Consider the following 25,113-nt stretch of genomic DNA (forward strand, 5'->3'; position numbering starts at 1 on the left):
CCTTAGCCATGACTGGCTTAATTATAAGCAGATACACAATTTAAATTACAGGCTCCTTCCCTATCGTTATTCAGAACACCCTTTGAAAGCTGGTTCTTCTTTGCCCAGTAACTGTAATTCTGTACCCAATGCACGAACTCAGTCTTGTAATCTTCAATATCTTGTTCTGCTGCACGTTCAACGTTCTTAGTGAGAGCATGCAGCTTTGATTTATTCCCCAATAACATATCCAACCAATTAGGTTTGTAATCATCGAGCGCTTCCATGGCTTTGACTTTATGGTCGAAGCGAACCGTTGGCATTGCAGGTGCGGGCTCTATAGCCATCGACTCCCAATTCACTTTTGGCGTCGGAATGGTATGAACAGATTGGATTAAGTGCAGGTGTTGATTGAACATGGCCACTTCACTGACCGCGTCCTCAAGTTGTTTGGTATTCATCTACATTCCTGTCGACGGTTATTTTTGTCATTTGCCGATCATTTTATGGTCAAAGGTCGCGAACAGTATTTAAATGAATGTGATTGATCTTTCGTGAGGTTGCTTGATATCGGTTTAGGAATATTTGTCTGTAGTGAGGTTTGTTTTTGAAGACGACAGGTGAAAACAGTACAGAGAGGAAGGTGCTGAATCCACTCGGAAAAGCGAAACTCAACAGAAAGAACGAAGCCCTGCTTTAGTAGCAGGGCTTGTTGATGAATCAGTAGTAAACCGCGTATCAGGCTATATGTGTCATTCGATTGATAACAAATGACTCGATACATCCCTCAGTCGCCGTAACGTAGTCTGCGATATGCTGACTTTCTAGATGCTTTTCAAGCAGAGCCTCTGACTCCCAATTCTCATGAAACACAAAGTGCGCCGGGTTGCTGTTGTCTTGATGGAGGTCGTAGTTGATACAGCCTTCTTCAGCGCGGGTTTTATCGATCAGTTTGATCATCTCTGATTTTACAAACTCAATCTTCTCTTCTTTACAGACGATTGTCGCAATAATAGTTAGCGTAGTCATTGTGAATTCCTAGGGCAATAAATCTGTTGGTCCGGATAATATAAGTACTTATGAATCAGAGACAAAGGATCGAGGCATGCAATGACTATGGTTACTGGTGTCCATAATTCTTTTGGCGATGACTAGACTATTGGTGAGTTACGCCGATAAAAATGCCCGACAATAAGCCGGGCATCTTAAAGTAAAAGAATTAGTTACTGAAATCAGCCTTTACCCAGATCATTCGGTGATCAGAGGATACGTCCTTGCCGTTACCATAGTCACCAATTCGTGAGTCATTGAATAGCTTACGCCCTTCTTCATAAGAAGCTGACCAGTAAACACCAGAGTCAACGATGTTAAGTGTTGCTGAAGGCAGTGCGTAATCGACCGCAAGACCAAATGTCGAAGTGATACGGTTTGGCTGTGGGTGAGGCAATGAATTATCGACCGCATGTTCAGCTGCACCATAACTAGTAGGGTATAGACTGCCGTTGGTGACTTTTTGATTAACTAATGAGTCGTTGTGTAAGCTTTGCATAACAGAGCTTATGCCATCGCCATCTGCTGGATCTAGGTTTTGGTCACCCATCATAACAAAGTGTTTGCCTTGCTCTAATCCACCAGTTTTTCCAGAATCATCATAGATGTACGATTTGTTTTGGATGTATTGGTGCCAGAAATCGACTTCTGCTGCGTTTTGCTCGATGTTCTTACCCACATCAAAAGCCGGAGGAGTAGGGTGAGACATCAGTAAGTGAATGGTTTCAGTCCCGTTTTTAGTTGGAATTAGGATTGGCGCATCAACGTGGTTTTTTGATGATAAACGAACTTCTTCCCACTCTTCAGCTGAATACCATTCATCGCCGCAAACCATACCTGTTGGAAATTCACTCGGGTCATCACATGCAGTGATGGTAGGGATCGTTGAGCCTTCTAAGTCCTTCCATTTGAATTTTTGGAATGTGCGAGTGTTTGCCGTGTCGATTTCATATTTAGACATTAAAGCAAAAGCGTATTGGCCGTGATATAAGCCAAAGCCCCACGCATCTCCTGGCAATGTGCCCGGGTTGCCGTCGTTGTCTAAGTCAAAGCCAAATTCATTCAATAAGCCCGTGTTGGTAGCGTAACTTTCAAAGTAAGGGTATGAAATTGGCTCTAGGTTCGCATCACTGCCCGCACCGTCAAGGCTTTGTGCAACCGAAAGGTAGTTTTTTTGGAAGCCTTCTAGTGCTGACTTGTCCGTTCCAGTACCGTCATGGTTAAATTCGGCCATCATCAGAACATCAGGTCGATTCTTTTGAATCACGGCTGCTACGTTGCGGATTTGAATCACTTTTGCTGCCGTCTCTTTGTCAGCAGCACTAATTGTATTGTTCAGATAGTCAGATACAAGTACTGCTTGAGCGCTTGGTTCAATCTGCATTTCCGTTACAAGATCTTGGAACGTGGCACGATCAAAAGACAGGTTATAAGTAGCGATCTTTACTTCTTCAGGTTGAACGTAATCGGTATCGCTGCTGCAACCAATCAAAAGCGCAGAAGAGATGGCAAACGCGATAGATGTTTTTAACAATTTCATAAAATGGATCCGCTAGTTGCTTGAAAGGTTTTTTTGGACGCGCATGGTATGAGACGAGGGTTAAGTTTTAAGTGATAATGATCACGCTAAGCGGCGCGATAATACATGGTATTGCATCAAAAATGTGACAAATGGAACCAGTGTTTATGATTTTAAGAAAAGCTTTAAATTCAGATATTTAATTAGACCTGTAAATTAAAAAAGCCCTCATGCTTTGCATGAGGGCCTTCGAATAAGAACCAAACAGTATTGTTACAGGTGTGTTAAGCGCGCTCCTTTAATTTAAGCGTACTGCTCCACCGTCATCGCCCAATTTTTCTTTTGCTGTTCGAAGTTCATTTTGATCTGCTGGTAACGGACTTTAAGAAGTGAGTGTTCGTACTTTTTAACGACATCGTCACGCTTGCTTTCTAGCAGTTGCTTTTTAACGGCGTAGTACTCGTTCATATTGGAGACGAGAGAGTCAAACTCTGCCTGCAGTTTTTCTGCAATCTGAATGTTATCTGCACGATGCATGATCTTCTGCTGCGTGCGTTTTAATAGCATTGCCGCTTCGGCTTTTTCAATGCGTGCTTGTGGTGTTTTCTTAAGTTTACTCGCCAGCCCCATCAACGAAGCACTTTTAATCAGCCATTTCGTTGGATCATATTGCCACCAGTAAATGCCGTTACGGTAGTCGTTCTCAAAGATATGGTGGAAGTTGTGGTAGCCTTCGCCAAAAGTAAGTAAGGCAAGTACACCATTATCGCGTGCTGTGTTCTTGTCGGTAAAAGGTTGGCTGCCCCAGATGTGCGCAAGAGAGTTAATGAAGAATGTGGTGTGGTGGTTAAGTACCAAACGAACCGCACCTACGATTAACAGCATGCCAATCACATCGCCATAAATCAGGCCCAATGCGATAGGCACGCCAAAGTTCATGATGAGCGCAAGGAGAATGTAGTGTTTGTGCTGCCACATTACGATCTTGTCTTTCTTCAAGTCGCGACAGTTCTCGTGATCTTTATAGATAGACGTGTTGTAGTTGCGAATCATCCAGCCTATATGTGAGTACCAAAAGCCACGTTTTGCAGAGTAGGGGTCTTTGTCGTTGTTATCGACATGCTTGTGATGAATACGGTGGTCAGAAGACCAATGAAGAGCACTGTTTTGTAAGGCAAAGGCACCGCCCAAAGCAAACAGGAATCTGAGGCTCGAATGCGCTTCAAAGGCTTTGTGTGACCATAAGCGGTGGTAGCCAGTCGTGATTGAAAGGTTACAGAAGCTAAAACAGATCGCTAGCCATACCCAATGTTCCATTCCATAGCCAAAAAAGTAGCCGTAAACGGGAGCCGCAACAACAGCAAGCAGCATACTAAACGAGAATACAAAGATATTGAGCCAGATTAACGGTGGCTTTTTTGTTGATGGTTTGTCGGCACTATTCATTAGCAATTTTCCATTGAGCTTACATCTGTGCGCTAGAATATCAGCGTACACGTGTAAGTCAATATTGAAAGTGTAAACGTGTATTAGTATGTTTTACTTAAATATTGTATAAAGGTAGTGTGAAATGTAGTAGCAAGTCATAAATGGAAGTACTAAGGGCTAATAAATGGAAATTAAGGTAGCTGAATATAAAGATTATGAGCGGATTGCCCAATTACACGCGGATAGCTGGAAGCTATATTACCGTGGCATTCTTGCTGATGATTACCTAGAACATGAGGTTTTGGAGGACAGGTCTGTTATTTGGCAGACACGTTTGATTAATCCTCCTTTTAATCAACATGTTCTATTACTTGAGGAAGGCGGTTTACTGGTTGGTTTTGTCTGCGCATTTGGCAATCATAACTTTGAACGCGGGACGTTCATCGATGCATTGCATGTAGACAGTAACTACCGAGGCCGTGGCTTAGGCAAGCGTTTGTTGTCTGAACTGTCTCAACGATTACAACAATACTATTCTGATTCAGGGCTTTACCTAGAGGTGATGTCTGAAAATCATCAAGCTATTGCATTTTATGAAGCGATTGGTGGAAAACAAGAATTGGAGCAGGTGTGGAACGCGCCATGCGGAAGTCAAGTTAACGAGAAAGTAATCTCTTGGGCTTCTCCCGTTGACCTCGAGCAGAGAACCAAAAGCGCTGCGTTTTCGTAATTGTCACGCTCTGATGCGTTTTTGTTCATCATGACGTAATTTTGTGACTGAGAATACAATTAATGCCCCAAGCATGCAGATGTTTGGGGCTTTTTCGTTTCGCTTGCAATAGAAAAGGGCGTCGGTAAAAAGTTAATTAGACCAAGATGTACGGTTTCGGCCGTTTTTCTTTGAAATATAGAGTGCTTGATCGGCGTCATCGATGAGTTGCTCTACCGAGCCTAGTGCTTGAGGTGAATGTTTAACGCCAATTGAAATTGTGACTTCTAAACGAAGGCGAGAGGGACACTCTAGCAGCGAATCTACGAGTGATTGAATTGAATCTTCAGTCCCGTTTTGTACCAAAATCAGAAACTCTTCTCCTCCATATCGAAAACAGTTACTGCCCAGTGGTAGTTTTTTCTGAATTTCGATGGCCAATTCTTTAATGACCAGATCGCCCATCTGGTGCCCGTAGGTATCATTAATGGTTTTGAAATGGTCAATGTCGATCATAATCGATGTGATGGATAAGTCGCGATCAATGCTCGGTTCGATGACTTGATGTAAGTAGAGTCGATTATAGCAGCCGGTGAGCGCGTCTTTATAGGAAAGCGCTTCAAACATATTCGACTGTTTACGTAATTGTATCGCTTGTTTTCGAAGTTGCTCCGATTGTGCAAAGCGTTTGTGAACTTCTAAATCACGTCTAATACAGGCCGCTGAAATCAAAATATAAGCGGACACATAAATAGAAATGGTTTCGACTTCATGAGTAGGTTCTGCAGCATACAGCAAAGGAGATAATCCGATTAGGTAGGCGGCAAAAATAAATGAAAGTGTTGTGATGCTGTATTTGGCCGATAATCTAGAAAACGTACCTATGTAGATCATCACGAGGACGATACCACCTTGGTAATCGAAATTTCCTAGGTCAATCGCGAGCCGCCCAACGTAGACTAGAAACAGCGAGCTAATGACAAGAAAGGTGCTTTCAACGAACTCTAAAACGTTAGGCTTGTGCTTGATGCAATACCGAGCAACAACCATCATCATCAAGAACAGTACGATGCGAAAGGCTATTGGTGTAATGCACTCTGTACCGAAGTGAACATAGTCCGAGACAATAAAAGCACAGAATATTGAGATCGGGATGTAGATGAAATTTATGTACGGCAGATAAATTTCATTGTCGAAATAGGTTTTAAATCGTTGATTTTTGAACCCGATGTAAGAGCGCATTGAGAAACTAGCCGAAATTGATACACAATAATTTGCGTAGTATGTCACAGTCTTGATGATTGTAAACGAGCATTTCTATAGATTTGTCAGTATGTTAGCTAGATCAACAAAGGAGGGGCACGATATTCACGTCCTACATGAAATAGAACGTGAATATGTTTAGAGGGATATATGAGAGTGATTAATCGCTATTAACGCTTGTTCTTCAAGTAACGCTTACGACGTTCTTCTTTTTTCTTAGCTTGTTGCTCGGCTTTTAGTGCTGCGGCTTCTTCAACTTCGATCAGCTCTTTTGTGATCATTTCTGGTAGCTCTAGAGTTACCTTACCTAAAGTGCCGTTACGCAGCTCGTGAAGTAAGATTTCAGAACACTTATGAAGGTCGATATGACCACCAGCACGAAGAGCTCCACGCTTACGACCGATCGCTTCCATCAACTCGATGTCAGAATCTGGCAGCTCTTCAATTTGGTAACGCTCTTGCAGTAGGTGAGGGTACTGCTTCGCAAGATACTCCACGGTGTAGAATGCTACTTCATCGTATTCCATAGCTGTGTCTTTTACTGCACCTGTAGCCGCTAGACGGAAACCACTGTGTGGGTTTTCTACTTTAGGCCAAAGGATTCCAGGGGTATCTGAAAGGATCACGCCGTTTTGTAGGTTAATACGCTGTTGACGACGAGTTACCGCGGGTTGGTTACCTGTCACTGCGATTGTACGTCCTGCTAGGCAGTTGATGATGGTTGATTTACCCACATTTGGGATACCCATGATCATAGTACGAATGTTCTTACCAATCTCTTCACGGTGTGGCGCAAGCTTACGAACCAGTTCCATGATGTGATTTACTTCTTCTTTAACGCTGGTGGTAATTGCAATAGCCTTTACACCTTGCTCTTTTTCGAAATGCTCAATCCAACGTTCAGTTAACTCAGGATCGGCAAGGTCACGCTTGTTCAGTACTTTTACACAAGGCTTATCGCCGCGCAGTGAGGAGATCATTGGGTTTTCACTACTGAACGGAATACGCGCATCCAGTACTTCGATGATCACATCAACTTGTGGGATAACTTCTTCGATTTCTTTGCGGGCTTTATGCATGTGACCCGGAAACCATTGAATAGACATAGAGATAAACCTTGATAAATATAGTTGCTGCACATTGTAAGGGTTCGATAGGGCGTGTAAAGCCATATCTATAAAGGGACGATAAAGATCGGTCTTTAATGGTCCTCTAACATGATTTTAGCTGAAGTTTAGGGAGTATAGAGAAGGACTAAGGTGGGTAGTTGAGAGCATTTTAACCAATGACTTGTTAGCTATAGCTTTTTTGCGTCGGGATTGATGACTTAACAGTATTGGTATTGGCAAACAGAATAAGCGTGGCGACCTGTTAAATTTTGCTTGGACTGATAGCAGTTCTAAGGCTCAGATAATTATTAGAGCACATGTGTTCATTTTAATAGCACGTGATGTATCAAGCACAACAGTTGTTAGAAGGTGGGGAAGTGCCGAATCCGAAGGTCTTATCCTAAAGACACTACCCCAATTTTATTACTCAATGAACCTTTCGTTAACCTTCTGCTTACAGCTTGAGGTTGCCTTACTTTCAATCATTTATCTTAATATGTAAATACATAAATATATTTTTACTATTAATAGGGTGATTGCCGTTCCTTTTATAAGTTTTTGATGGTTTTATCACTAAATTTAAGTGATATTTTTATTGGTATTTTTATTATTAGCGGCGAAACATAAAATCTCAGCGAGAATAAAAATACATGAAAATATCTAAGGCTTTGCCGTTCGTATTAATGAGCGCGCTTTTGTCGAATACTTCTTTTGCACAAGACGTTAATCACTCGTCGGTTGTTCAAACGGTGTTTTATGACCAAGTGGATCCTCAATACCATGACTCCCTATACCTATTTCAGTTGGTTCTTTCGAAGAATTGCTTAACTTACCGTTCGGAAGAGAGTCCTTGTAAGGATTATCTGAAAGAAAAATACGATTCGGTTTCTTCGGATTGGTATCAAGAGCAAGAGCCAATTAAGAAACAATATCTTAATGTCAAGCTCGAGATGATTAGTAATACTAATATCGTTCTTGCCGATGTTCATCATGGAGAACAGGGTTATGTTAGCCCTATTATCGCAGACACGCAGTCCATTATGGACGCTCGTATTAACCCTGAACTACAAACAATCATTCGCCGAGAGCTGGATGAAAACAGCAGTAAAACAGGGCTAGATTTTGTCGGTGCAAAACAACAATTGTTCGTTCAGTATGATAATGAAGCAAAGCGCTTTCATGATGCTGAAATTGAGCAAATAGATTTCTCGTCACCAAAGCCAACAAAAGTAGAGAAAATCCATTATCAAGAGCTACTGTTTATACAAAAATATCTTTCAGAAAAGTTATCGATGACTACTGCTGAAAGGGAGTTAGACAAGCTTTTAAAGGATGTAATTCGAGACATAGTTAGGTGTGCGGAGTGTACCACTACCCCGATAGTTAAAACTTGGAACAACTCGTACGTAGCCTACAAAGAGGTAAGTCTTTCGGAGGTGATGTTGTTTGGGCTTGAGACGGTTCCTACGGGTAACTCAGAGGTTCTATATCCAACTGAGTATTTTTCACCGGGTGAACAGGGTGTTTCTGTTATTGAATTTCTTTCCAACCTCCGCTCTTTTATTATGCAGAATGAATCTAATTTGTTTGTTTCAAAAGACCAAGTAAATAATGATTTAAAACCAGCGGGTATCGATCCAATCTCTTGGGAAGTGATGAAGAAGAGCGTGTCGGATGTTAATTTGAACTCTGAAATTTGGAAAAAGGCGATGGTTCCTAACATTCGTCGTTTGTTTAACTCATTAGTCAAAATTACTACAGGGCCTACAGGGGCGACTTTTGTAAACTCTGCCTCTCAGGCAATGAATAAGGCTGTTACAACGAACTTTAAGCTGGCCAATATTGGGAAAACATTCAATTTAGCGAGTGCTGTGAATGCGGTTGTAAAACACATACCTAAAGTGGTCGAGGGGGAGTCAGAGCGTCATTTATGTAATAGTGACGAGATTGAAGGTAGTGGTTTTACCAATGGCATTACGCTTGAAGAGCTGTGTGTGTATGTTCCTAATTTCCGTAGTCAATCCTTCCCTATTACAGTAGGTTCGTTACTTGATCAAAGTGAAGGTTCTGCGATTGTTGAAGACCCAAGTGGCGGGAATACTGCGATGACGACGCTTTATCAAATCCTTCCGTCTATTATTAACCCTTGGGAGTGGATTTTTAATGGCTTACAAGCGATAAGTGGTGTGGACTTAAGGGTGTATGGCCAAGACATCATGGGCTATCGTGTGACTCTAGTGCACGATAGTGGTGCTATCGTGTATAGAAATATTATGTTTGCAAAGCAAGAATTAGTCCTCTCAAAAGACCAGCTATTTGATGCCGATGTTAGTCATTACACAATGAAAGTGTACAGCAACTTGAATAATAACGAAGTTGCGAGCTTCGCTCTAAGTCAAAGTATGTTTGACCGCGGTTATGGTGGCGTAGTCAAAGGCAATAAATTCTATTTTGTTGAAGAGATTTTTGATAACCAAAAGCAAGAATATGTCAATAATGGTCGCGCAATTAAAGTATGTGGTTTACCGCCGCAAAACAGAAATGATGACGAGTTCCTTTATGAGTGTTTAGAGGATAGATTTTACCCTCGTATTATTCCTGATTACTATATGGACAACATGCGTGTAGTACCTAAACCGGAATAAGTATTAACTGACTGATGGTAAAAAAATGCCACACGATATTGCGTGGCATTTTACGATTCGTTAAGGGTTGATTATGGTATTAGACTGTCAGCGCTTTTTGTAATTCATTTAAGAATCGAGAAATGTCTTCAGAACTAATGTCACGGTGAGTAACAAAGCGCACAGGGTTACCTGGTGACACAGTAATGCCTTTTTCACCTAACTCCCGTGCGATGCGGTTGATATCAACAGTCTCGTCTAACTTAGCGAACACGATGTTCGTTTGAATGAAATCAGGGTTAACCGAGAAGCCCTCAAGCTTACTTAGGCCAATCGCTAGGTTTTTCGCGTTCTCGTGGTCAGCTTTAAGTTGAGTAACGTTCTCAGTCAGCGCCATTTTACCTGCAGCAGCAAGGATGCCTGCTTGACGCATGCCGCCACCGACCATTTTACGTAGTCGACGCGCTTTAGCTATGTACTCTTTACTACCCAGTAGCAGAGAGCCAATCGGCGCACCTAAGCCTTTTGATAAACAAATCGTCATCGAATCGAAGTGTTGTGCGATCTCTTTAATGTGAACGTCTAACGCGACTGCCGCATTGTATACGCGTGCGCCGTCTAAGTGCATTTGCAAACCGTGTTGGTTTACGAACTCGCGAGCTTCCGCTAGGTAAGACATTGGCAGTACTTTGCCATTAATCGTGTTTTCTAGACTCAAAAGCTTAGTGCGGGCGAAGTGGCTGTCATCAGGCTTAATAGCAGCAGCAAGCTTTTTGAAATCAAGAGTGCCATCTGGGTTGTTTTCGATTGGTTGAGGTTGAATCGAACCCAGTACCGCAGCGCCGCCAGCTTCGTATTTGTAGTTGTGCGCTTGTTGGCCACAAAGGTATTCATCACCACGTTCACAGTGTGCCATTAGGCCGAGTAGGTTGGCTTGCGTGCCTGAAGAGGTGAACATAGCGGCTTCAAAGCCTGTTTCGTTGGCTGCCCACTGCTCAAGTTCATTTACTGTTGGGTCGTCACCATATACATCATCACCGACTTCTGCGTTTGCCATTACATCGCGCATTGCTTGTGAGGGTTTAGTTACGGTATCAGAACGAAAGTCCATGTTTCTCTCCTAGAGTATTATAGGTAGCCGCAGAGTTGGGCTTTACTTAAACAAGCGATAGTTTTTGTATCGGTGATTTGATCGTGTCGTATTTTGTCGTGCAGTTCTTCTAAGCTCAGCTCGATCACTTCTATGACTTCATCTTCGTCACATTCAAAACGGGTAGTGAGGCTAAGGTCTTTTGCGACGAATAGGTGCTGTATCTCATCACAGAAGCCAGCGAGTGGGGTAACTTGCCCCAGACTTTGGAATGACTCTGCGCTATAACCGGTTTCTTCTTCTAGTTCACGTTGAGCACACTCAAGTGGTGTTTCATTGACTTCCATCGTGCCTGCGGGCAGTTCTAAAAGCCACTTTTTGAGTGAAGGGCGAAACTGGTTGATCAGAATGACTTTTCCAGAAGACGTAATAGGAAGAATAACGGCGGCACCTGGGTGGTTAATTGTTGTATGTTTTACCACGACGTTTGTTGGGAGCGTCACGTTCTCTTCTATGAGAGATATACTTTTCCATTGATGGATAACTTTATTCATGCAGTCTGGCCACATTCCTTGCCAATTTTTCGTATTCGAAAGACGTGCTCCACCATAACGCCTATGGTGTCGAAAATAAAAGAAAATTTAGGCATAGTTTTGAATTAAATTTCACTCCATTCGTGACTCTACTCTCAAATTTGCAATCTATGATTACACCGAAATTACGGACGTAACCATCTGATATAAATGCAACTCAATAATAAAATACACTTGTAACAAAGTGCTAACAAATGTATAAAAACAAATCTACACTCTTTATTGTCCAAAGATTTTCGGAGTAATGCATGACCCCTTCTATTTCTTCACATGCTGACAAGGCGCTACTCTCTGAAAGAATTAACAAATTAGCGCATGCTCTGTCTGATGGTGTCTATGAAAGAGAAGATACCATTAAGCTCTGTTTACTGGCTGCTTTGGCTGGTGAAAGTGTTTTCCTACTGGGCCCTCCAGGCATTGCAAAAAGTCTTATCGCTAAACGGCTAATCCAAGCTTTCGATAACAGCAGTTATTTTGAATATTTGATGACACGCTTTTCTACGCCTGAAGAGGTGTTTGGTCCTTTAAGTATCCAAGAATTAAAAGACAATGGTCGCTACGTAAGGCTGACTGAAGGTTATTTACCAACGGCTCAAGTGGTTTTCCTTGATGAAATCTGGAAAGCTGGCCCTGCGATCCTTAATACACTCCTTACCGTTGTGAACGAAAAAACGTTCAAGAATGGTAGCGATATTGAACGCGTACCAATGCGCTTATTGGTGTCAGCATCTAATGAACTTCCAGATGAAGACAGCGGCCTAGAAGCTCTTTATGACCGCATGCTTGTGCGCGTGTTTGTAAACCGAATCCAGAACAAACAAAACTTCAAATCGATGCTAACTGCGGGTACTTCTCAAGAAGCTGAGATCCCGAAGGGTTTGGCGATTACTGATATTGAATATCACCAGTGGCAAAAAGAACTCGATAAGCTTGAACTGACGGACAACGCGTTCAACAAGCTGTATCAGTTGAAAACCATGCTAGAAGAGACGGTTAAGCAGCAGGGTTCAACTTCTGAGTCTGATTTGTATGTTTCAGATAGACGTTGGAAGAAAGCTGTGAAACTGCTGAAGGCGAGTGCGTTCTTCAGTGGTCGTGACAGCGTCAACCCGCTCGATATTCTTTTACTGCAAGATTGCTTGTGGCACAGCCCTGAATCACGAGATGTGGTTCGTAGTGTAGTTAAAGACTTTGCGTTGAACCGAGCTTTCGATCAACAAGAGTCTAAAGCTCAAATTGAAATGTCACGTGAAGAGCTTGAAGATATCCAAGACGAAGTTGAAGCAACACTTTCTGTTTCGCTCTCTATGGAAACAACCAGCGGCCTTCTACGTAAAGACGTTTACCACAACGATATTAAAAATGCGAAGACGTACAGCGTCGGCAGTGCTTACAACTTAGTGAAGTTAGTTCTGCTGCAAAGCAACATGTCAGTGTCAGAATCAGAGAAAGGTGATAGCCGCTGGGTTTACGTAGCGAAAGATGACTTCGACCGTGTGCTTAAAGAAGGGCACGGAGATATTTACGGTTACGTAAACGAAAATAAGAATCTGTGTCGCTTGAAGTTGGATCTTGATGCATCGAACCAACTAGTGATTAAAGACATCGCGAATCGCTCGGTATTAGTGAGTGTGGTGACAACTGATGGTTTGGACCAAGAGCTTTACAGTAAATGGTTGAGTGGTGCTGAACGAGCACTTGAGCAATTAAACGAAGCTGAATTCAAGCTGAAACGCGTGCGCACCGATTTCCACGATGCGCTTCCTCATAACTATATTGACCCAGAGCTACCAAAAGCGATGGAGTCAAGTTTGCAAGCGGTAACACAAGAGCTTGAGACTGCGAAAGTGAAGAGCAGCAAGATTGCTCAGCGTCTTAAATTTATGAGTCAGTACTTCGAGTAGAGGGGGCAAGTATGTTAGGAGCAGACGGTTTAAACCTTGCTTTAATGGTTGCTGACTCAGGCATCATTGATACGGCGATGAATGATCTCATCGCCCGTTCTCAAGTGATGATGGCTGCCGAGAATAAAGGGGTTAAAACGTCGGTTAAAAACCACCTAGTGAAATGGCGCGGCAAAGTAAAAAAACGTGTCACTAAGGTGTGTGAGACCGACCGATTCCAAGAAGAAATCGCACTTTACCAAGAAGTAATTCACTGGGATGAGCCCCAGTTTTTTGATGAGATTGATAGTGTCATCAAAAAATTGGAGTGGCACTCAGCGTTTTACCTACAAGCTAGACGCCTGATGGAAAACAACAAGGGTGTTTACAATGCGATGTTCCCGCACTACTTCTGTGATCAGTGGTATCAGTCGTTGTCAGATGCCATCAAGCAAGCTCAAGTAACAGAGTTGGAAACCAGCAAAGAGAAAGTTTTAGCGGATCTCTACCAACGCATGGAAACCATGAAAAACATGGATAAAGTGACGGAATCTGGTGATGAGGGAAGCGTAGGACGTTTGTGGGATATGGCTTCTGCTAAGTTGAGTAAAACAGACTTAACGGTAATGAAGCGTCACGCAGAGTTTTTAAATAAACACAAAGGTCTGCAAGAGATAGCAGAGAAGCTAGGCCGCATGGCGGGCATGGAAGACGATCCCTCGTTACATAAGGCTCCTGTAGAAGAACTACAGATGGTAGAAGAGAAAAGCGATGAAGCCGTTGATGATATCGTCGGGATTCATGAAAGCGATGATCTCAACAAGATGCTGCCAAACGAGACTATGTTCTTGGCGTACCCAGAGCTCGAAGTTATCTTCTACAAGCACTTGGCGGATAAACGCTTACTGAGCTATCGCTCCAAAGGTAAGTCTCGTACGTTGCGTAAAGTTAAGGCACAAAAGCCAGATAGTAAACACGTTGATATCGAGAAGGGGCCGTTTATTGTTTGTGTCGACGCCTCTGGCTCTATGAGCGGCTTTCCTGAGCAATCCGCTAAAGCAATGGCCTATGCGCTAATGCAAATCGCTTTGGCGGAAGAAAGGGACTGTTACGTGATCCTTTTCTCTTCAGAACAGATTACTTACGAGCTAACAAGGCAAGATGGCTTACGTGAAGCGAGCGACTTCTTGAGTTACTCATTCCACGGAGGCACAGATTTGGAACCTGTATTGATGAAGTCGATCGACTTAATGACAGGTGACAAATACAAGAATGCCGATTTAATCGTGCTGTCTGACTTTATTGCTCCTAAGCAGTCTGATGAGATGATCGCTCAGGTTGAAAAGCTGAAGGAACATAAAAACCGTTTCCACGCAGTGAGCCTTTCTAAGTACGGCAACCCTCAATTGATGAGCATGTTTGATCATTGTTGGGCATATCACCCGAGCTTGGTTGGCCGCTTTATGAAGAAGTGGTAGATCGCGAATCATTAATGTAAACCATTTTGCTGTGTGTTTTTTAGCTGAAAAGATCGAACAAGCAGCAATTTGATTTAAATGTAAGCAAACAGAATTTAAATTCACTTTTTTGTTTGACTATCTCTCCTTAATCCGTAAAGTAGGCACCCGAACACAGCGGAGTGGCTTGCTTAGTCCCTAACGTGTTGAAATAAAAAGGCGCCTTGGCAGAGTGGCTATGCAGCGGATTGCAAATCCGTGGACCTCGGTTCGACTCCGGGAGGCGCCTCCATTCTTTCTCTTAGTTTGATAATTTAAGAGATAATAGGAATGAAAATGCGATACTAGCTCAGTTGGTAGAGCGCAACCTTGCCAAGGTTGAGGTCATCGGTTCGAACCCGATGTATCGCTCCAAATTTTATAATGTTGATTCATATTGACATTAAGATGGTGTTTTACTTTTCAGTAATCGGCATCGCAATAAAGAATTGCGTGCCCTGGTGGTGGAATTGGTAGACACAAGGGATTTAAAATCCCTCGACGTTCGCGTTGTGCCGGTTCAAGTCCGGCCCGGGGCACCATCTATTTGGTTGTAACCTTTTGGGGTAGCAATCAAAAGAGTTGTTCTCTTAAAACACTATTGAAGGCGCCTTGGCAGAGTGGCTATGCAGCGGATTGCAAATCCGTGGACCTCGGTTCGACTCCGGGAGGCGCCTCCATTATTCAGAAAAACCAGTCCTAGTGGCTGGTTTTTTCGTATCTGGCGTCTTATTTTTTATCTGCTTATCTGCTTATCTGCTTATCTGCTTATCTGCTTATCTGCTTATCTGCTCTGTTTGAGCACTCTGCTTTTACTTTTCCTTTGTTTTCTACAACTCGCTTTTGTTTGCGGCTAAATAATCTTTATCGTTGATAAACCAGTAAATAAATCAAAGTCACAATTAAACATAATGCTCAATTTGTTTCATGGTTTTTTGGGATAACCCTAATAAAAACATGAGTATGGGTGATAGGATTTCTCTTTATATTTCTTTAATTGTTCTATAAGAGGTTCTTAATATGCAATTTAGTCTAAAGAGGAAAATGGTTTTCTCTGTAGTTTTGGCGATTGCTTTTACATCCGCAATTCTTCTTTTTATGGGTTATAAGACGTTTCAAAGTAACAGCTGGCAGGCTATAGAGAGTGAAAGTCGTAACACGCTGAACGCCCATGCAAAAGGGATCAGTGATTGGTTTTACGACAAGAAACAAGCCGTACATGGTCTTCAACAACAAGTTCAACTTAACCCTTCATTAGATATTGTCCCGCACTTACGTCAAACCCTTGTATCTGGTGGCTTTGGATTGAGTTATTACGGCAATAAAGACGGGGAGATGTTCCGTCATGATCCTTCTCTCAATAAAGCAGGGTACGACCCAAGAGTTCGTGGTTGGTATAAAGAGACGTTAGCGCAAAACAAAGCCGTCACAACCAAGCCGTATGTAAGCGTTACGATGCAGGCGCTCGTGGTTACACTGACCGATCCGGTCACCGAGAACGGATCCATTATTGGTGTCGTTGCTTCGAACCTCGCCTTGGACAAGCTGATTAAAGACGTATTAGCTATCCAGGTTCCAGGAAATGGTCGAGCGATCCTTATAGACAAACAAGGCACGGTTGTCGCTCACCAAAACGAAGACTTTATTCTTAAGCAGGTGAATGACATCGCTCCAGAGCTGAGTGTTGCTGGTTTAAACAGTGCAGCGCAGAATCTAACGACGATCTTTACCCAAGTTGATGGTCACGAACGAGTGATCATGGCGGAGCCAATCAGTGGTACAGATTGGTTACTTGTGATTGAGATGGATAAAGATGTCTTGGAACAACCTCTGTTCGACATGTTGGTCAGTCAGATCACTACAGGCTTGATTGTTTTGATTGTGATGGCTGCAGCGACGTCTTGGTTTGTTGCTCGCCAGCTGGTGGAGCTAGGACGAGTGAGCGAAGCTCTCGCAGATATCGCAGAGGGTGAAGGTGACTTAACGCAACGCCTTCAAGTATCCAGCAAAGATGAAGTTGGTCAGTTGGCCGATAAGTTCAATGTGTTTGTCGATCGACTGCATGGAATGATGACCAACGTTACTCAAGTATCCACAGCAATGAACAATGGTGCTGAGCATGCTAATGAGAGTGCCCTTAAGCGCAGTGATAGCGTAAGCCGACAGCAAGATGAAATTACGATGGTAGCTACTGCGGTAACTGAAATGGCGACTGCGACGGCTGAGATCGCTTCTAACGCAGACAATACAGCGAAAAGTGCTAGTCATTCGGTTGAATTAAGCGAACAAGGCTTTCAGCAGATGGCCAAAAGCCAATCATCAATCAATGAGCTTGCTACTGAACTGACGAGTGCTGTATCTATTATCAGCGAGCTAGAAGAGCATGGGCAACAAATTGCGTCTATCTTAGCGACGATACGTGAGATCGCTGAACAAACTAACCTACTGGCACTAAATGCTGCGATTGAAGCGGCGAGGGCTGGTGAACAAGGTCGTGGCTTTGCCGTTGTAGCGGATGAGGTTCGAGTATTGTCTCAGCGTACTCACGCATCAACTGAAGAAATTGAAGACAAGATCAAGCGTTTGCAGCAGGCAACGAATAGTGCGGTTAAAGTGATGACTCAAAGTCACGACATGGCAGAGACAAGTGTGCATGATGTTGATATGGCGGGAGAGAGCTTGGCTCAAATCCGTGAAGCGATTCAAGTGATCAGTGATATGGCGACTCAAATTGCTTCTGCTGCGGAAGAGCAGTCACTGGTTACTGCTGAAATTAATGCTAATACAGAATCTGTTCGTGAAGTGAGTGACGTTATGGCACTTGATGCAACGGATGCAGTGTCTCAGGCGGATCAGCTCAGCAACTTAGCAAGTGATTTGAAACAAGAGTTGTCTCGATTCAAGCTTTAACAACCAAAGCGCGATACAGATAGATTAGTAAATACCAGAGCACAGACTGCTATCAGTATGTGCTCTTTCTTTGCGGTGAAAATACGAGTTTCAATGCTGATCAAAGAAGTCTTTATTACGTATGTATTTACTCATCAAGTGGTAAGAGAAAGGCCTAATCAACCAGCTAAAAATAGAACGTCCAAGGCGAATAAACGTTGGGGTGTTCTCATAGATTTTTCCGTTGTAGAGCCAAAGTACCTTTCCGACATGCCAATACAGTAAAGGTACGGGCGGCATGAAGGTCACAATGTCGATGTCACAACATACACGATAGGTTTTTTTGCGAAGGCGATAGCGCTTCTTAAAGCTCCAATCACCAATCGCTGGTTGTCCAAAGGTCACGATTCGCTTAATGCAGCCTGGGTATTTCTTGTCAAAATAATCCGCAAAGACACAACCAATGGCGCCGCCGGAGGAGTGCCCAGTAATCGCAATCCTTTTCCCTTGCTCCAATAACGGTACAAGAACCATTTCTAATCGCTCAACCACGCTTAAACCTAACTTGTCTTCGTTGCGGCTTGGCTGGCTCTCTTGAAACATCAGGTGATAAAATCCCGCGTGAACACGATAGTTGAGTCCAATCCTTTTGCAGCTTCTTGTCCAAAGAGCAAAGTTAAGCAGCCAGTCTGATACACTGTGTGACCCTTTAATAACCACAACCACTTCATCTTTGTCACTACTCCAAAGCACCCGAATCATCGTTTTACCAAACTGGTTCTTTATGACGCGCTGTCCATTAGGATCGAAACCATAGCGAGTTTGCTTAAAAACTCTAGGGTAGGCGAGGTTACAAAGAACGGCATAGCGCTCGTACTGGTATCGTTTTAGTGGTTTCACGGATTTAAACTTTAATAAGAGTTACTTAAAACTCTAGTCGTTGAATGTGAAAAGCACATGAAAACGCGAATTGAACGCTGTAATAAGACTAAAAGAGCAGGAGATAGCTGTAGCTCGAACTGCTCATTCAGAGTTGAACACACTATTGAACTTTATAGGTAAGTATAAGAACCATACAAGCTGGGCTAAATTTATTCTTTGGAGAGCGATAATTAATCACTTGAATTAAAAGATAAAATTTATTGTTGACGAATTTTTTCCATCCGTTAAAGTACACCTCGTTCTCACGGCTTAGGTCGCTGAGAGATGGTGTTTTACTTTTCAGTAATCAGCATCGCAAGATTGCGTTGCCCTGGTGGTGGAATTGGTAGACACAAGGGATTTAAAATCCCTCGGCGTTCGCGCTGTGCCGGTTCAAGTCCGGCCCGGGGCACCATCTATCTTGCTTCTACTTTTGAGTAGAGTGATGAACAAAGAGTTGTTCTCTTAAATCACTATAAAGGCGCCTTGGCAGAGTGGCTATGCAGCGGATTGCAAATCCGTGGACCTCGGTTCGACTCCGGGAGGCGCCTCCATTCTCTCTTTCATTTTAGAAAGCTGATGAATGAAAATGCGATACTAGCTCAGTTGGTAGAGCGCAACCTTGCCAAGGTTGAGGTCATCGGTTCGAACCCGATGTATCGCTCCAAATTTTGTAATGTTGATTCATTTCGACATTAAGATGGTGTTTTACTTTTCAGTAATCGGCATCGCAATAAAGAATTGCGTGCCCTGGTGGTGGAATTGGTAGACACAAGGGATTTAAAATCCCTCGGCGTTCGCGCTGTGCCGGTTCAAGTCCGGCCCGGGGCACCATCTATCTTGCTTCTACTTTTGAGTAGAGTGATGAACAAAGAGTTGTTCTCTTAAATCACTATAAAGGCGCCTTGGCAGAGTGGCTATGCAGCGGATTGCAAATCCGTGGACCTCGGTTCGACTCCGGGAGGCGCCTCCACTATTCAAAGTAAAAAGGCCAGCAGATATGCTGGCCTTTTTACTATCTGAAATTCCATTTCTTCCCGATTTACTAATTTCTAACGCCGTCCATTTATTGAACTTCACTTCTGGGTAGATGACTCTATGCTGTTCGCTCTGTTTTACGGATTTCTACGTTATCAAGGCACTTTGTTATACAGGTTGAATAAGTTGAACTAAACGTATTTCTGAGAAAGTTGTTTGAAGAAAACTGCTAGTAGCTCTGCAAGACAACCCAAATTAATCGAGTGTGCGATTTGTAAATGGAATTGATGGGTAGGGGAGTGGGACGACTGTGTTTGTGGTTATCCAGTTCTTCACATTTATACACAGTTGCTCATGAACCTGTAACGCTTTCATGAGTTATTACACTTCTCATGACTGCAAATGAAAATGATTGTCATTTACTTGCGTTGTTGCTAGTCTATTGTGAAATATTACAACAAGCATGCTTGTGTGTGAAATTGCCTATAAAACGCCTCTAAATTTTATCAAACCTATGGTTATTCGTTTGCTATGGCTTAAAGTTAGCCACTTCTACCTCTTTTGTTCTACCCCTTTTGGGTAGTTCGATTTCGTAATTGATTTACATCATATTTTCATTTTCTTTCATAATTCATTATTCGCTTAGTTAAGAAATATACAACCTTCAGGAATTCTTATGAGCAAGATGAAGCTAGTCGTAATCGGTAACGGGATGGTAGGCCATCGCTATATCGAAGATTTAGTCGAGAAGACAGACGTTGCTAACATGGACATCACAGTCTTCTCTGAAGAGCCTCGCGTAGCCTATGATCGTGTACACCTTTCTTCTTATTTTTCACACCATACTGCGGACGAACTTTCTTTAGTTAAAGAAGGTTTCTACGAGAAACACGGCATCAACATGCTGATCGGTGAGCGTGCTATTAACGTTAACCGTGAAAAGAAAACAGTTTACTCAAGCACTGGTCGTGAAATTCAATACGACAAGCTAATCCTTGCTACAGGTTCATACCCATTCGTTCCGCCAATCAAAGGTAACGAAGGTAAAGACTGTTTCGTTTACCGCACAATCGAAGATTTGAAAGCTATCGAAGCAACCGCTAAGAATTCTAAATCTGGTGTGGTTGTTGGTGGTGGTTTGCTTGGTCTTGAAGCAGCAGGCGCACTAAAAGCTCTTGGCGTAACTACGCACGTTGTTGAGTTTGCTCCAAAGCTAATGGCTGAGCAGCTTGACCAAGCGGGTGGTAACCAACTTCGTCAAAAAATCGAACGTATGGGCGTAAACGTACATACAAGCAAGAACACGCTTGAGATTGCTCCTGAAGGCACTGAAGCTCGTAACGTGATGCGCTTTGCAGACGGTACTGAGTTAGAAACAGATTTCATCGTATTCTCTGCAGGTATCCGCCCTCAAGACAAACTTGCTCGTCAAATGGGGCTGGGTATTGCGCCTCGTGGCGGTATCGAGATTAACGATCACTGTCAAACAACAGATAAAGACATCTACGCGATCGGTGAGTGTGCGTCATGGAACCAAACGTTCTACGGCCTAGTTGCTCCTGGTTACAAGATGGCGACAGTTGCAGTTGACCACATTGTTGGTAACGAAAGCACGTTCGAAGGTGCTGACATGTCTGCGAAGCTTAAGCTTCTAGGTGTGAAAGTAGGTTCTATCGGTGATGCAAACGGTCGTACTCCTGGTTGTAAGAGCTACGTTTACCAAAACGAAGAGCAAGAAGTTTACAAGCGTCTAATCGTTTCTGAAGATAACAAGAAGCTGCTTGGTGCAGTAATGGTTGGTGACACGTCTGATTACGGCGATCTTCTACAGCTTATGCTTAACGAAATCGATCTGCCAGAACACCCAGATGCGTTGATTCTTCCTGCACACGCTGGGGCTGAAAAGCCAACACTTGGCGCAGACTCTCTTCCTGAATCTGCAGTTATCTGTTCTTGTTTCGATGTAACGAAAGGCAAGATCGCTCAAGCGGTTGCTGAAGGTCATCACACCATCGGTGATATCAAAGCAGTAACGGGGGCTGGCACTGGTTGTGGTGGTTGTATTCCACTAGTGACTTCAGTACTTAATGCTGAACTTGCTAAAGCAGGGGTAGAAGTTAAGAACGATGTGTGTGAGCACTTTGCTTACTCTCGCCAAGAGCTTTTCCACCTAATTCGCATCGAAGAAATCAAAACGTTCGATGAGCTACTAGAGAAATACGGTAAAGGCTACGGCTGTGAAGTATGTAAGCCTCTAGCGGGTTCTATCCTTGCTTCATGCTGGGGTGAACACATCCTTAAGCCTGAGCTAGTGAAACTGCACGATACCAACGATAACTTCCTAGGTAACATGCAAAAAGACGGTACTTACTCTGTTATCCCTCGTATGGCGGGTGGTGAAGTAACGCCTCAAGCGCTAAGCGTTCTGGCTGATGTTGCCGCTGAATATAACCTTTACACTAAGATCACTGGTGCACAACGTATCGGCCTGTTCGGTGCTCAAAAAGATGACTTACCAGCAATCTGGAAAAAGTTAATCGCTGCAGGTTACGAAACGGGTCAAGCTTACGCAAAAGCACTTCGTATGGCTAAGACATGTGTTGGTTCTACTTGGTGTCGTTACGGCGTTCAAGATTCAGTTGGCTTAGGCGTGATGATCGAGAACCGCTACAAAGGCATCCGTACTCCTCATAAGATGAAGTTTGGTGTGTCTGGCTGTACTCGTGAGTGTGCTGAAGCTCAAGGTAAAGATTTAGGTATCATCGCAACTGATGCAGGTTGGAATATGTACGTGTGCGGTAACGGTGGTATGAAGCCTCGTCACGCAGACCTACTAGCAAGCGACCTAGATCAAGAAACGCTGATCAAGTACATCGACCGCTTCATGATGTTCTACATCCGTACGGCTGCTCCGCTACAACGTACTTCGGTATGGATGGATAACCTAGAAGGTGGTGTGGATTACCTACGTGAAGTCATCATCGACAATAAGCTTGGTATTAACGACCAACTTGAAGCTGACATCGCTGGCCTTGTTGACAACTTTGCTTGTGAGTGGACAGACACTATCAACGATGAAGCTCAACTTAAGCGCTTCGCTCACTTCATCAACGCTGATGACCGTGATGAAAACGTTGTGTTTGTCGATGACGGTCGTGAACAACACCGTCCAGCGACATTCACAGAGAAACACCCTGAAGCGAAGGGCGATATCCTTCATGTTGAACTGGTTTAATTGGGAGACGACATCATGGCATTTACCAAAGTTTGTAAGATCGAAGACATTATCCCAGGTACAGGTGTTTGTGCATTGGTTGCTGGTGAGCAAGTGGCTGTCTTCCGCCCAACTAAGGCTGAAGAAGTATTCGCGATTAGTAATACAGACCCTTACTTTCAATCCAACGTGTTATCACGTGGCTTGATTGTTGAGCACAAAGAAGAGCTTTGGGTGGCAAGCCCACTTAAAAAGCAACGCTTTAACCTAGCAACAGGTGTGTGCATGGAAGACGAGAACTTCAACGTGAAAGCGTACAAAGCTCGTGTTACCAAAGGTGCTGTAGAAATCTCTGCTTAATATTTGGATAAGTAAGATTTGATAGTTCAAGGGTTCTAGTTCTCGATATTGCCTTAACTCGGCAACTAGAGCCTTTTCCTATCCAATTTTAACTTTTAATTTTACTTTTTTAAGGACAACATTATGTCTCCTGATTACAAACCAGCTGAATTCGTTCAAACGATGATCGATGTGGGTGAAGCGAAAACTAAAACAAGTACTCGCGATCTTCTGATTCGAAGCACAATGGCTGGTATCATCCTTTCTCTAGCGGTTGTTGTTGCTATTACAGCAATGGTACAAACAGGCATTGGCCTTGTTGGCGCACTCGTGTTCCCAGTTGGTTTCGTTATTCTAAGTGTTATGGGTTACGACCTAGTAACTGGCGTTTTCGGCCTTGCTCCTTTAGCTAAATTCGACAACCGCCCAGGCATTACTTGGGGCCGTATCCTACGTTGTTGGGGTATTGTTGGTCTTGGTAACCTTATCGGTTCTCTGATTGTAGCTTTCCTAGTTGCCGTGTCATTAACAGGTAATTTCTCTCTAGAGCCAAACGCTGTTGCTCAAAAATTCATTGCTGTTTCTACAGGCCGTAGCTTAGGTTTTGAAAACATGGGCATGGACGGATGGATCACGTGTTTCGTACGCGGTATCTTCTGTAACCTAATGGTATGTCTAGGTGTGATTGGTAACATGACAGCGCGTACTGTGTCTGGCCGTGTAGCAATGATGTGGTTCCCAATCTTCATCTTCTTCGCACTAGTATTTGAGCACACAGTAGTCAACATGTTCCTATTCCCACTGGGTATGATTCTTGGCGCTGACTTCGGTATTGCGACATGGTTGAACTTCAACCTTATCCCAACAATCCTAGGTAACATCGTTGGTGGTCTACTACTGACGTGTGTTCCTCTATATCTAACTCACGCTAAAACAGCTCCTTCTCTAGGCGCTAAGTAATTCTGAATACGGTGAAACGTAATTTAGTATGAGATTGAAAGCCCCAACGAAATGTTTGGGGCTTTTTTAGTTCGAATGCCTTAAGCATCATCAGTTGATTATTATTGGTATCAAATACCTGCAATAGATCGTTTTGTTATAATTACTTCTATCTTCGTTAGTATTTAAACTGAATATTTATATCAACACCTGATAGTCTAAGGGTTAAGGATTTGGATAAGTCATCATGAATACAGTGACTTATCACATAGATTGAAGCTTGAGATAAAACAAGCAAACCTTCGGAGCACAGCATGTCAGAAGTATCGTCATCGAATGTTAAAGAAGTAAACAAAGGATTTGTTTCATTGGTAGGTGCAGGTCCAGGCGACCCAGGCTTACTTACACTAAAAGCAGCACGAGTGATTCAACAAGCAGACGTGTTGGTATATGACCGCTTGGTATCAAAAGATATCTTAGCGATGGCTAACCCAGAAGCAGAAATGCTGTATGTGGGTAAAAAGCTTGATCATCACTGCGTACCGCAAGATCAGATCAACCAATTATTGGTCACCAAAGCGCAGGAGAATAAGCATGTAGTACGCCTAAAAGGTGGTGACTCGTTTATCTTTGGTCGCGGTGGTGAAGAGTGTGAAACTCTGGCTGAGAATGCTGTGAGATTTGAAGTCATTCCTGGTATTACATCAGCCGCTGGTGCTACGGCTTATGCGGGGATACCACTGACTCACCGTGACCACGCGCAAAGCGTCCAGTTTATTACCGGTCACTTAAAGAAAGATGGCGAAGATATCGATTGGCAATCTCTTGCTCAACATAATCACACGATCGTGTTTTACATGGGCTTAAAAGAGAGCCCAAATATTCAGAAAAACTTGCTTGATAATGGTATGCGAGCAGACATGCCTGTAGCGATTATCGAAAACGGTACGCGCCAAGAACAGAAGGTGTATCGTGGTGGATTGAGTGACTTAGCGAGCCTTGCAAGCGTTGCGAAAAGCCCAGCTTTGATTGTTGTCGGTAGTGTGGCTCAACTGCATGAGAAACTTGATTGGTTTAACAAGTAATCAAG

The 25,113-nt window shown here is 43.2% G+C and carries 17 protein-coding genes, 9 tRNA genes and 1 pseudogene; 18 read left to right on the forward strand and 9 right to left on the reverse strand.

Annotation, left to right across the window (positions count from 1 at the left end; all coding sequences use genetic code 11):
- Positions 1-56 precede the first annotated feature (56 nt).
- From JC606_RS06235 to JC606_RS06250, 4 genes and pseudogenes are all read right to left on the reverse strand, one after another.
- Positions 57-440, reverse strand: a pseudogene (locus JC606_RS06235) (hypothetical protein); the annotation flags it as partial.
- Between the two features lie 277 nt (positions 441-717).
- Complete coding sequence (locus tag JC606_RS06240) at positions 718-1,008, reverse strand: putative quinol monooxygenase (protein WP_004740132.1); 291 nt, start codon at positions 1,006-1,008, stop codon at positions 718-720.
- Positions 1,009-1,198: 190 nt separating this feature from the next.
- Entirely contained in the window at positions 1,199-2,569 is a 1,371-nt protein-coding gene (locus JC606_RS06245) for an endonuclease/exonuclease/phosphatase family protein (protein ID WP_198778239.1), read from the reverse strand.
- Positions 2,570-2,851: 282 nt separating this feature from the next.
- Complete coding sequence (locus JC606_RS06250; RefSeq protein WP_137407445.1) at positions 2,852-3,994, reverse strand: acyl-CoA desaturase; 1,143 nt, start codon at positions 3,992-3,994, stop codon at positions 2,852-2,854.
- Positions 3,995-4,160: 166 nt separating this feature from the next.
- On the opposite strand from JC606_RS06250, the gene JC606_RS06255 reads away from it, so the two are divergent.
- Positions 4,161-4,706, forward strand: a complete 546-nt coding sequence (locus JC606_RS06255) for a GNAT family N-acetyltransferase (protein ID WP_061030872.1) — start codon at positions 4,161-4,163, stop codon at positions 4,704-4,706.
- Positions 4,707-4,838: 132 nt separating this feature from the next.
- Here the strand turns inward: JC606_RS06255 and JC606_RS06260 are convergent, their stop codons facing one another.
- On the reverse strand, positions 4,839-5,864 hold the full coding sequence (locus JC606_RS06260; protein WP_170222441.1) for a GGDEF domain-containing protein: 1,026 nt from the start codon (positions 5,862-5,864) through the stop codon (positions 4,839-4,841).
- A gap of 254 nt (positions 5,865-6,118) precedes the next feature.
- Positions 6,119-7,054, reverse strand: a complete 936-nt coding sequence (gene ylqF, locus JC606_RS06265; RefSeq protein WP_137407443.1) for a ribosome biogenesis GTPase YlqF — start codon at positions 7,052-7,054, stop codon at positions 6,119-6,121.
- A 653-nt stretch (positions 7,055-7,707) separates the two neighbouring features.
- Here ylqF and JC606_RS06270 point away from each other — a divergent pair.
- A complete protein-coding gene (locus tag JC606_RS06270; protein ID WP_233090146.1) occupies positions 7,708-9,702 on the forward strand; it encodes a hypothetical protein in 1,995 nt (664 codons plus the stop codon).
- 79 nt (positions 9,703-9,781) lie between these two features.
- Here JC606_RS06270 and ltaE read toward each other — a convergent pair whose 3' ends face one another.
- Both ltaE and JC606_RS06280 read right to left on the reverse strand, forming a co-directional pair.
- On the reverse strand, positions 9,782-10,792 hold the full coding sequence (gene ltaE / locus JC606_RS06275) for a low-specificity L-threonine aldolase (RefSeq protein ID WP_198778240.1): 1,011 nt from the start codon (positions 10,790-10,792) through the stop codon (positions 9,782-9,784).
- Positions 10,793-10,809: 17 nt separating this feature from the next.
- Entirely contained in the window at positions 10,810-11,325 is a 516-nt protein-coding gene (locus JC606_RS06280; RefSeq protein ID WP_137407441.1) for an NUDIX hydrolase, read from the reverse strand.
- Between the two features lie 287 nt (positions 11,326-11,612).
- Here JC606_RS06280 and JC606_RS06285 point away from each other — a divergent pair, with 287 nt between their 5' ends.
- The 7 genes from JC606_RS06285 (at position 11,613) to JC606_RS06315 (ending at position 17,653) form a co-directional block, all read left to right on the forward strand.
- Positions 11,613-13,268 carry an ATPase RavA domain-containing protein gene (locus JC606_RS06285; RefSeq protein WP_137407440.1) on the forward strand — a complete coding sequence of 552 codons (1,656 nt, stop codon included), beginning with the start codon at positions 11,613-11,615 and terminating at the stop codon, positions 13,266-13,268.
- Between the two features lie 11 nt (positions 13,269-13,279).
- Positions 13,280-14,725: an ATPase RavA stimulator ViaA gene (viaA, locus tag JC606_RS06290; protein ID WP_004740142.1), complete on the forward strand. Its 1,446-nt coding sequence runs from the start codon at positions 13,280-13,282 to the stop codon at positions 14,723-14,725.
- 197 nt (positions 14,726-14,922) lie between these two features.
- Positions 14,923-14,996: transfer RNA gene (locus JC606_RS06295), tRNA-Cys, on the forward strand.
- A gap of 46 nt (positions 14,997-15,042) precedes the next feature.
- Positions 15,043-15,118, forward strand: a tRNA-Gly gene (locus tag JC606_RS06300).
- An 80-nt stretch (positions 15,119-15,198) separates the two neighbouring features.
- A tRNA-Leu gene (locus tag JC606_RS06305) sits at positions 15,199-15,285 on the forward strand.
- Positions 15,286-15,349: 64 nt separating this feature from the next.
- Positions 15,350-15,423: transfer RNA gene (locus JC606_RS06310), tRNA-Cys, on the forward strand.
- Between the two features lie 340 nt (positions 15,424-15,763).
- The gene (locus JC606_RS06315; RefSeq protein WP_443083679.1) at positions 15,764-17,653 is read left to right on the forward strand and encodes a methyl-accepting chemotaxis protein; all 1,890 of its coding nucleotides are present in this window, start codon (positions 15,764-15,766) and stop codon (positions 17,651-17,653) included.
- A 90-nt stretch (positions 17,654-17,743) separates the two neighbouring features.
- Here JC606_RS06315 and JC606_RS06320 read toward each other — a convergent pair whose 3' ends face one another.
- The gene (locus JC606_RS06320; RefSeq protein ID WP_198778241.1) at positions 17,744-18,532 is read right to left on the reverse strand and encodes a lipase family protein; all 789 of its coding nucleotides are present in this window, start codon (positions 18,530-18,532) and stop codon (positions 17,744-17,746) included.
- 349 nt (positions 18,533-18,881) lie between these two features.
- On the opposite strand from JC606_RS06320, the gene JC606_RS06325 reads away from it, so the two are divergent.
- The 9 genes from JC606_RS06325 (at position 18,882) to cobA (ending at position 25,108) form a co-directional block, all read left to right on the forward strand.
- Positions 18,882-18,968, forward strand: a tRNA-Leu gene (locus JC606_RS06325).
- A gap of 65 nt (positions 18,969-19,033) precedes the next feature.
- A tRNA-Cys gene (locus JC606_RS06330) sits at positions 19,034-19,107 on the forward strand.
- A 37-nt stretch (positions 19,108-19,144) separates the two neighbouring features.
- A tRNA-Gly gene (locus JC606_RS06335) sits at positions 19,145-19,220 on the forward strand.
- Positions 19,221-19,300: 80 nt separating this feature from the next.
- Positions 19,301-19,387 (forward strand) — tRNA-Leu (locus JC606_RS06340).
- Positions 19,388-19,452: 65 nt separating this feature from the next.
- Positions 19,453-19,526: transfer RNA gene (locus JC606_RS06345), tRNA-Cys, on the forward strand.
- A gap of 681 nt (positions 19,527-20,207) precedes the next feature.
- Positions 20,208-22,766: a nitrite reductase large subunit NirB gene (gene nirB, locus JC606_RS06350; protein ID WP_137407438.1), complete on the forward strand. Its 2,559-nt coding sequence runs from the start codon at positions 20,208-20,210 to the stop codon at positions 22,764-22,766.
- Positions 22,767-22,781: 15 nt separating this feature from the next.
- The gene (gene nirD / locus JC606_RS06355; protein ID WP_048608192.1) at positions 22,782-23,105 is read left to right on the forward strand and encodes a nitrite reductase small subunit NirD; all 324 of its coding nucleotides are present in this window, start codon (positions 22,782-22,784) and stop codon (positions 23,103-23,105) included.
- A 123-nt stretch (positions 23,106-23,228) separates the two neighbouring features.
- The gene (locus tag JC606_RS06360; RefSeq protein ID WP_137407437.1) at positions 23,229-24,044 is read left to right on the forward strand and encodes a formate/nitrite transporter family protein; all 816 of its coding nucleotides are present in this window, start codon (positions 23,229-23,231) and stop codon (positions 24,042-24,044) included.
- 293 nt (positions 24,045-24,337) lie between these two features.
- On the forward strand, positions 24,338-25,108 hold the full coding sequence (gene cobA / locus JC606_RS06365) for a uroporphyrinogen-III C-methyltransferase (RefSeq protein ID WP_137407436.1): 771 nt from the start codon (positions 24,338-24,340) through the stop codon (positions 25,106-25,108).
- The last annotated feature ends 5 nt before the right edge of the window (positions 25,109-25,113 follow it).

The organism is Vibrio sp. IB15 (assembly GCF_016406055.1).
GTDB classification, from domain to species: domain Bacteria; phylum Pseudomonadota; class Gammaproteobacteria; order Enterobacterales; family Vibrionaceae; genus Vibrio; species Vibrio chagasii.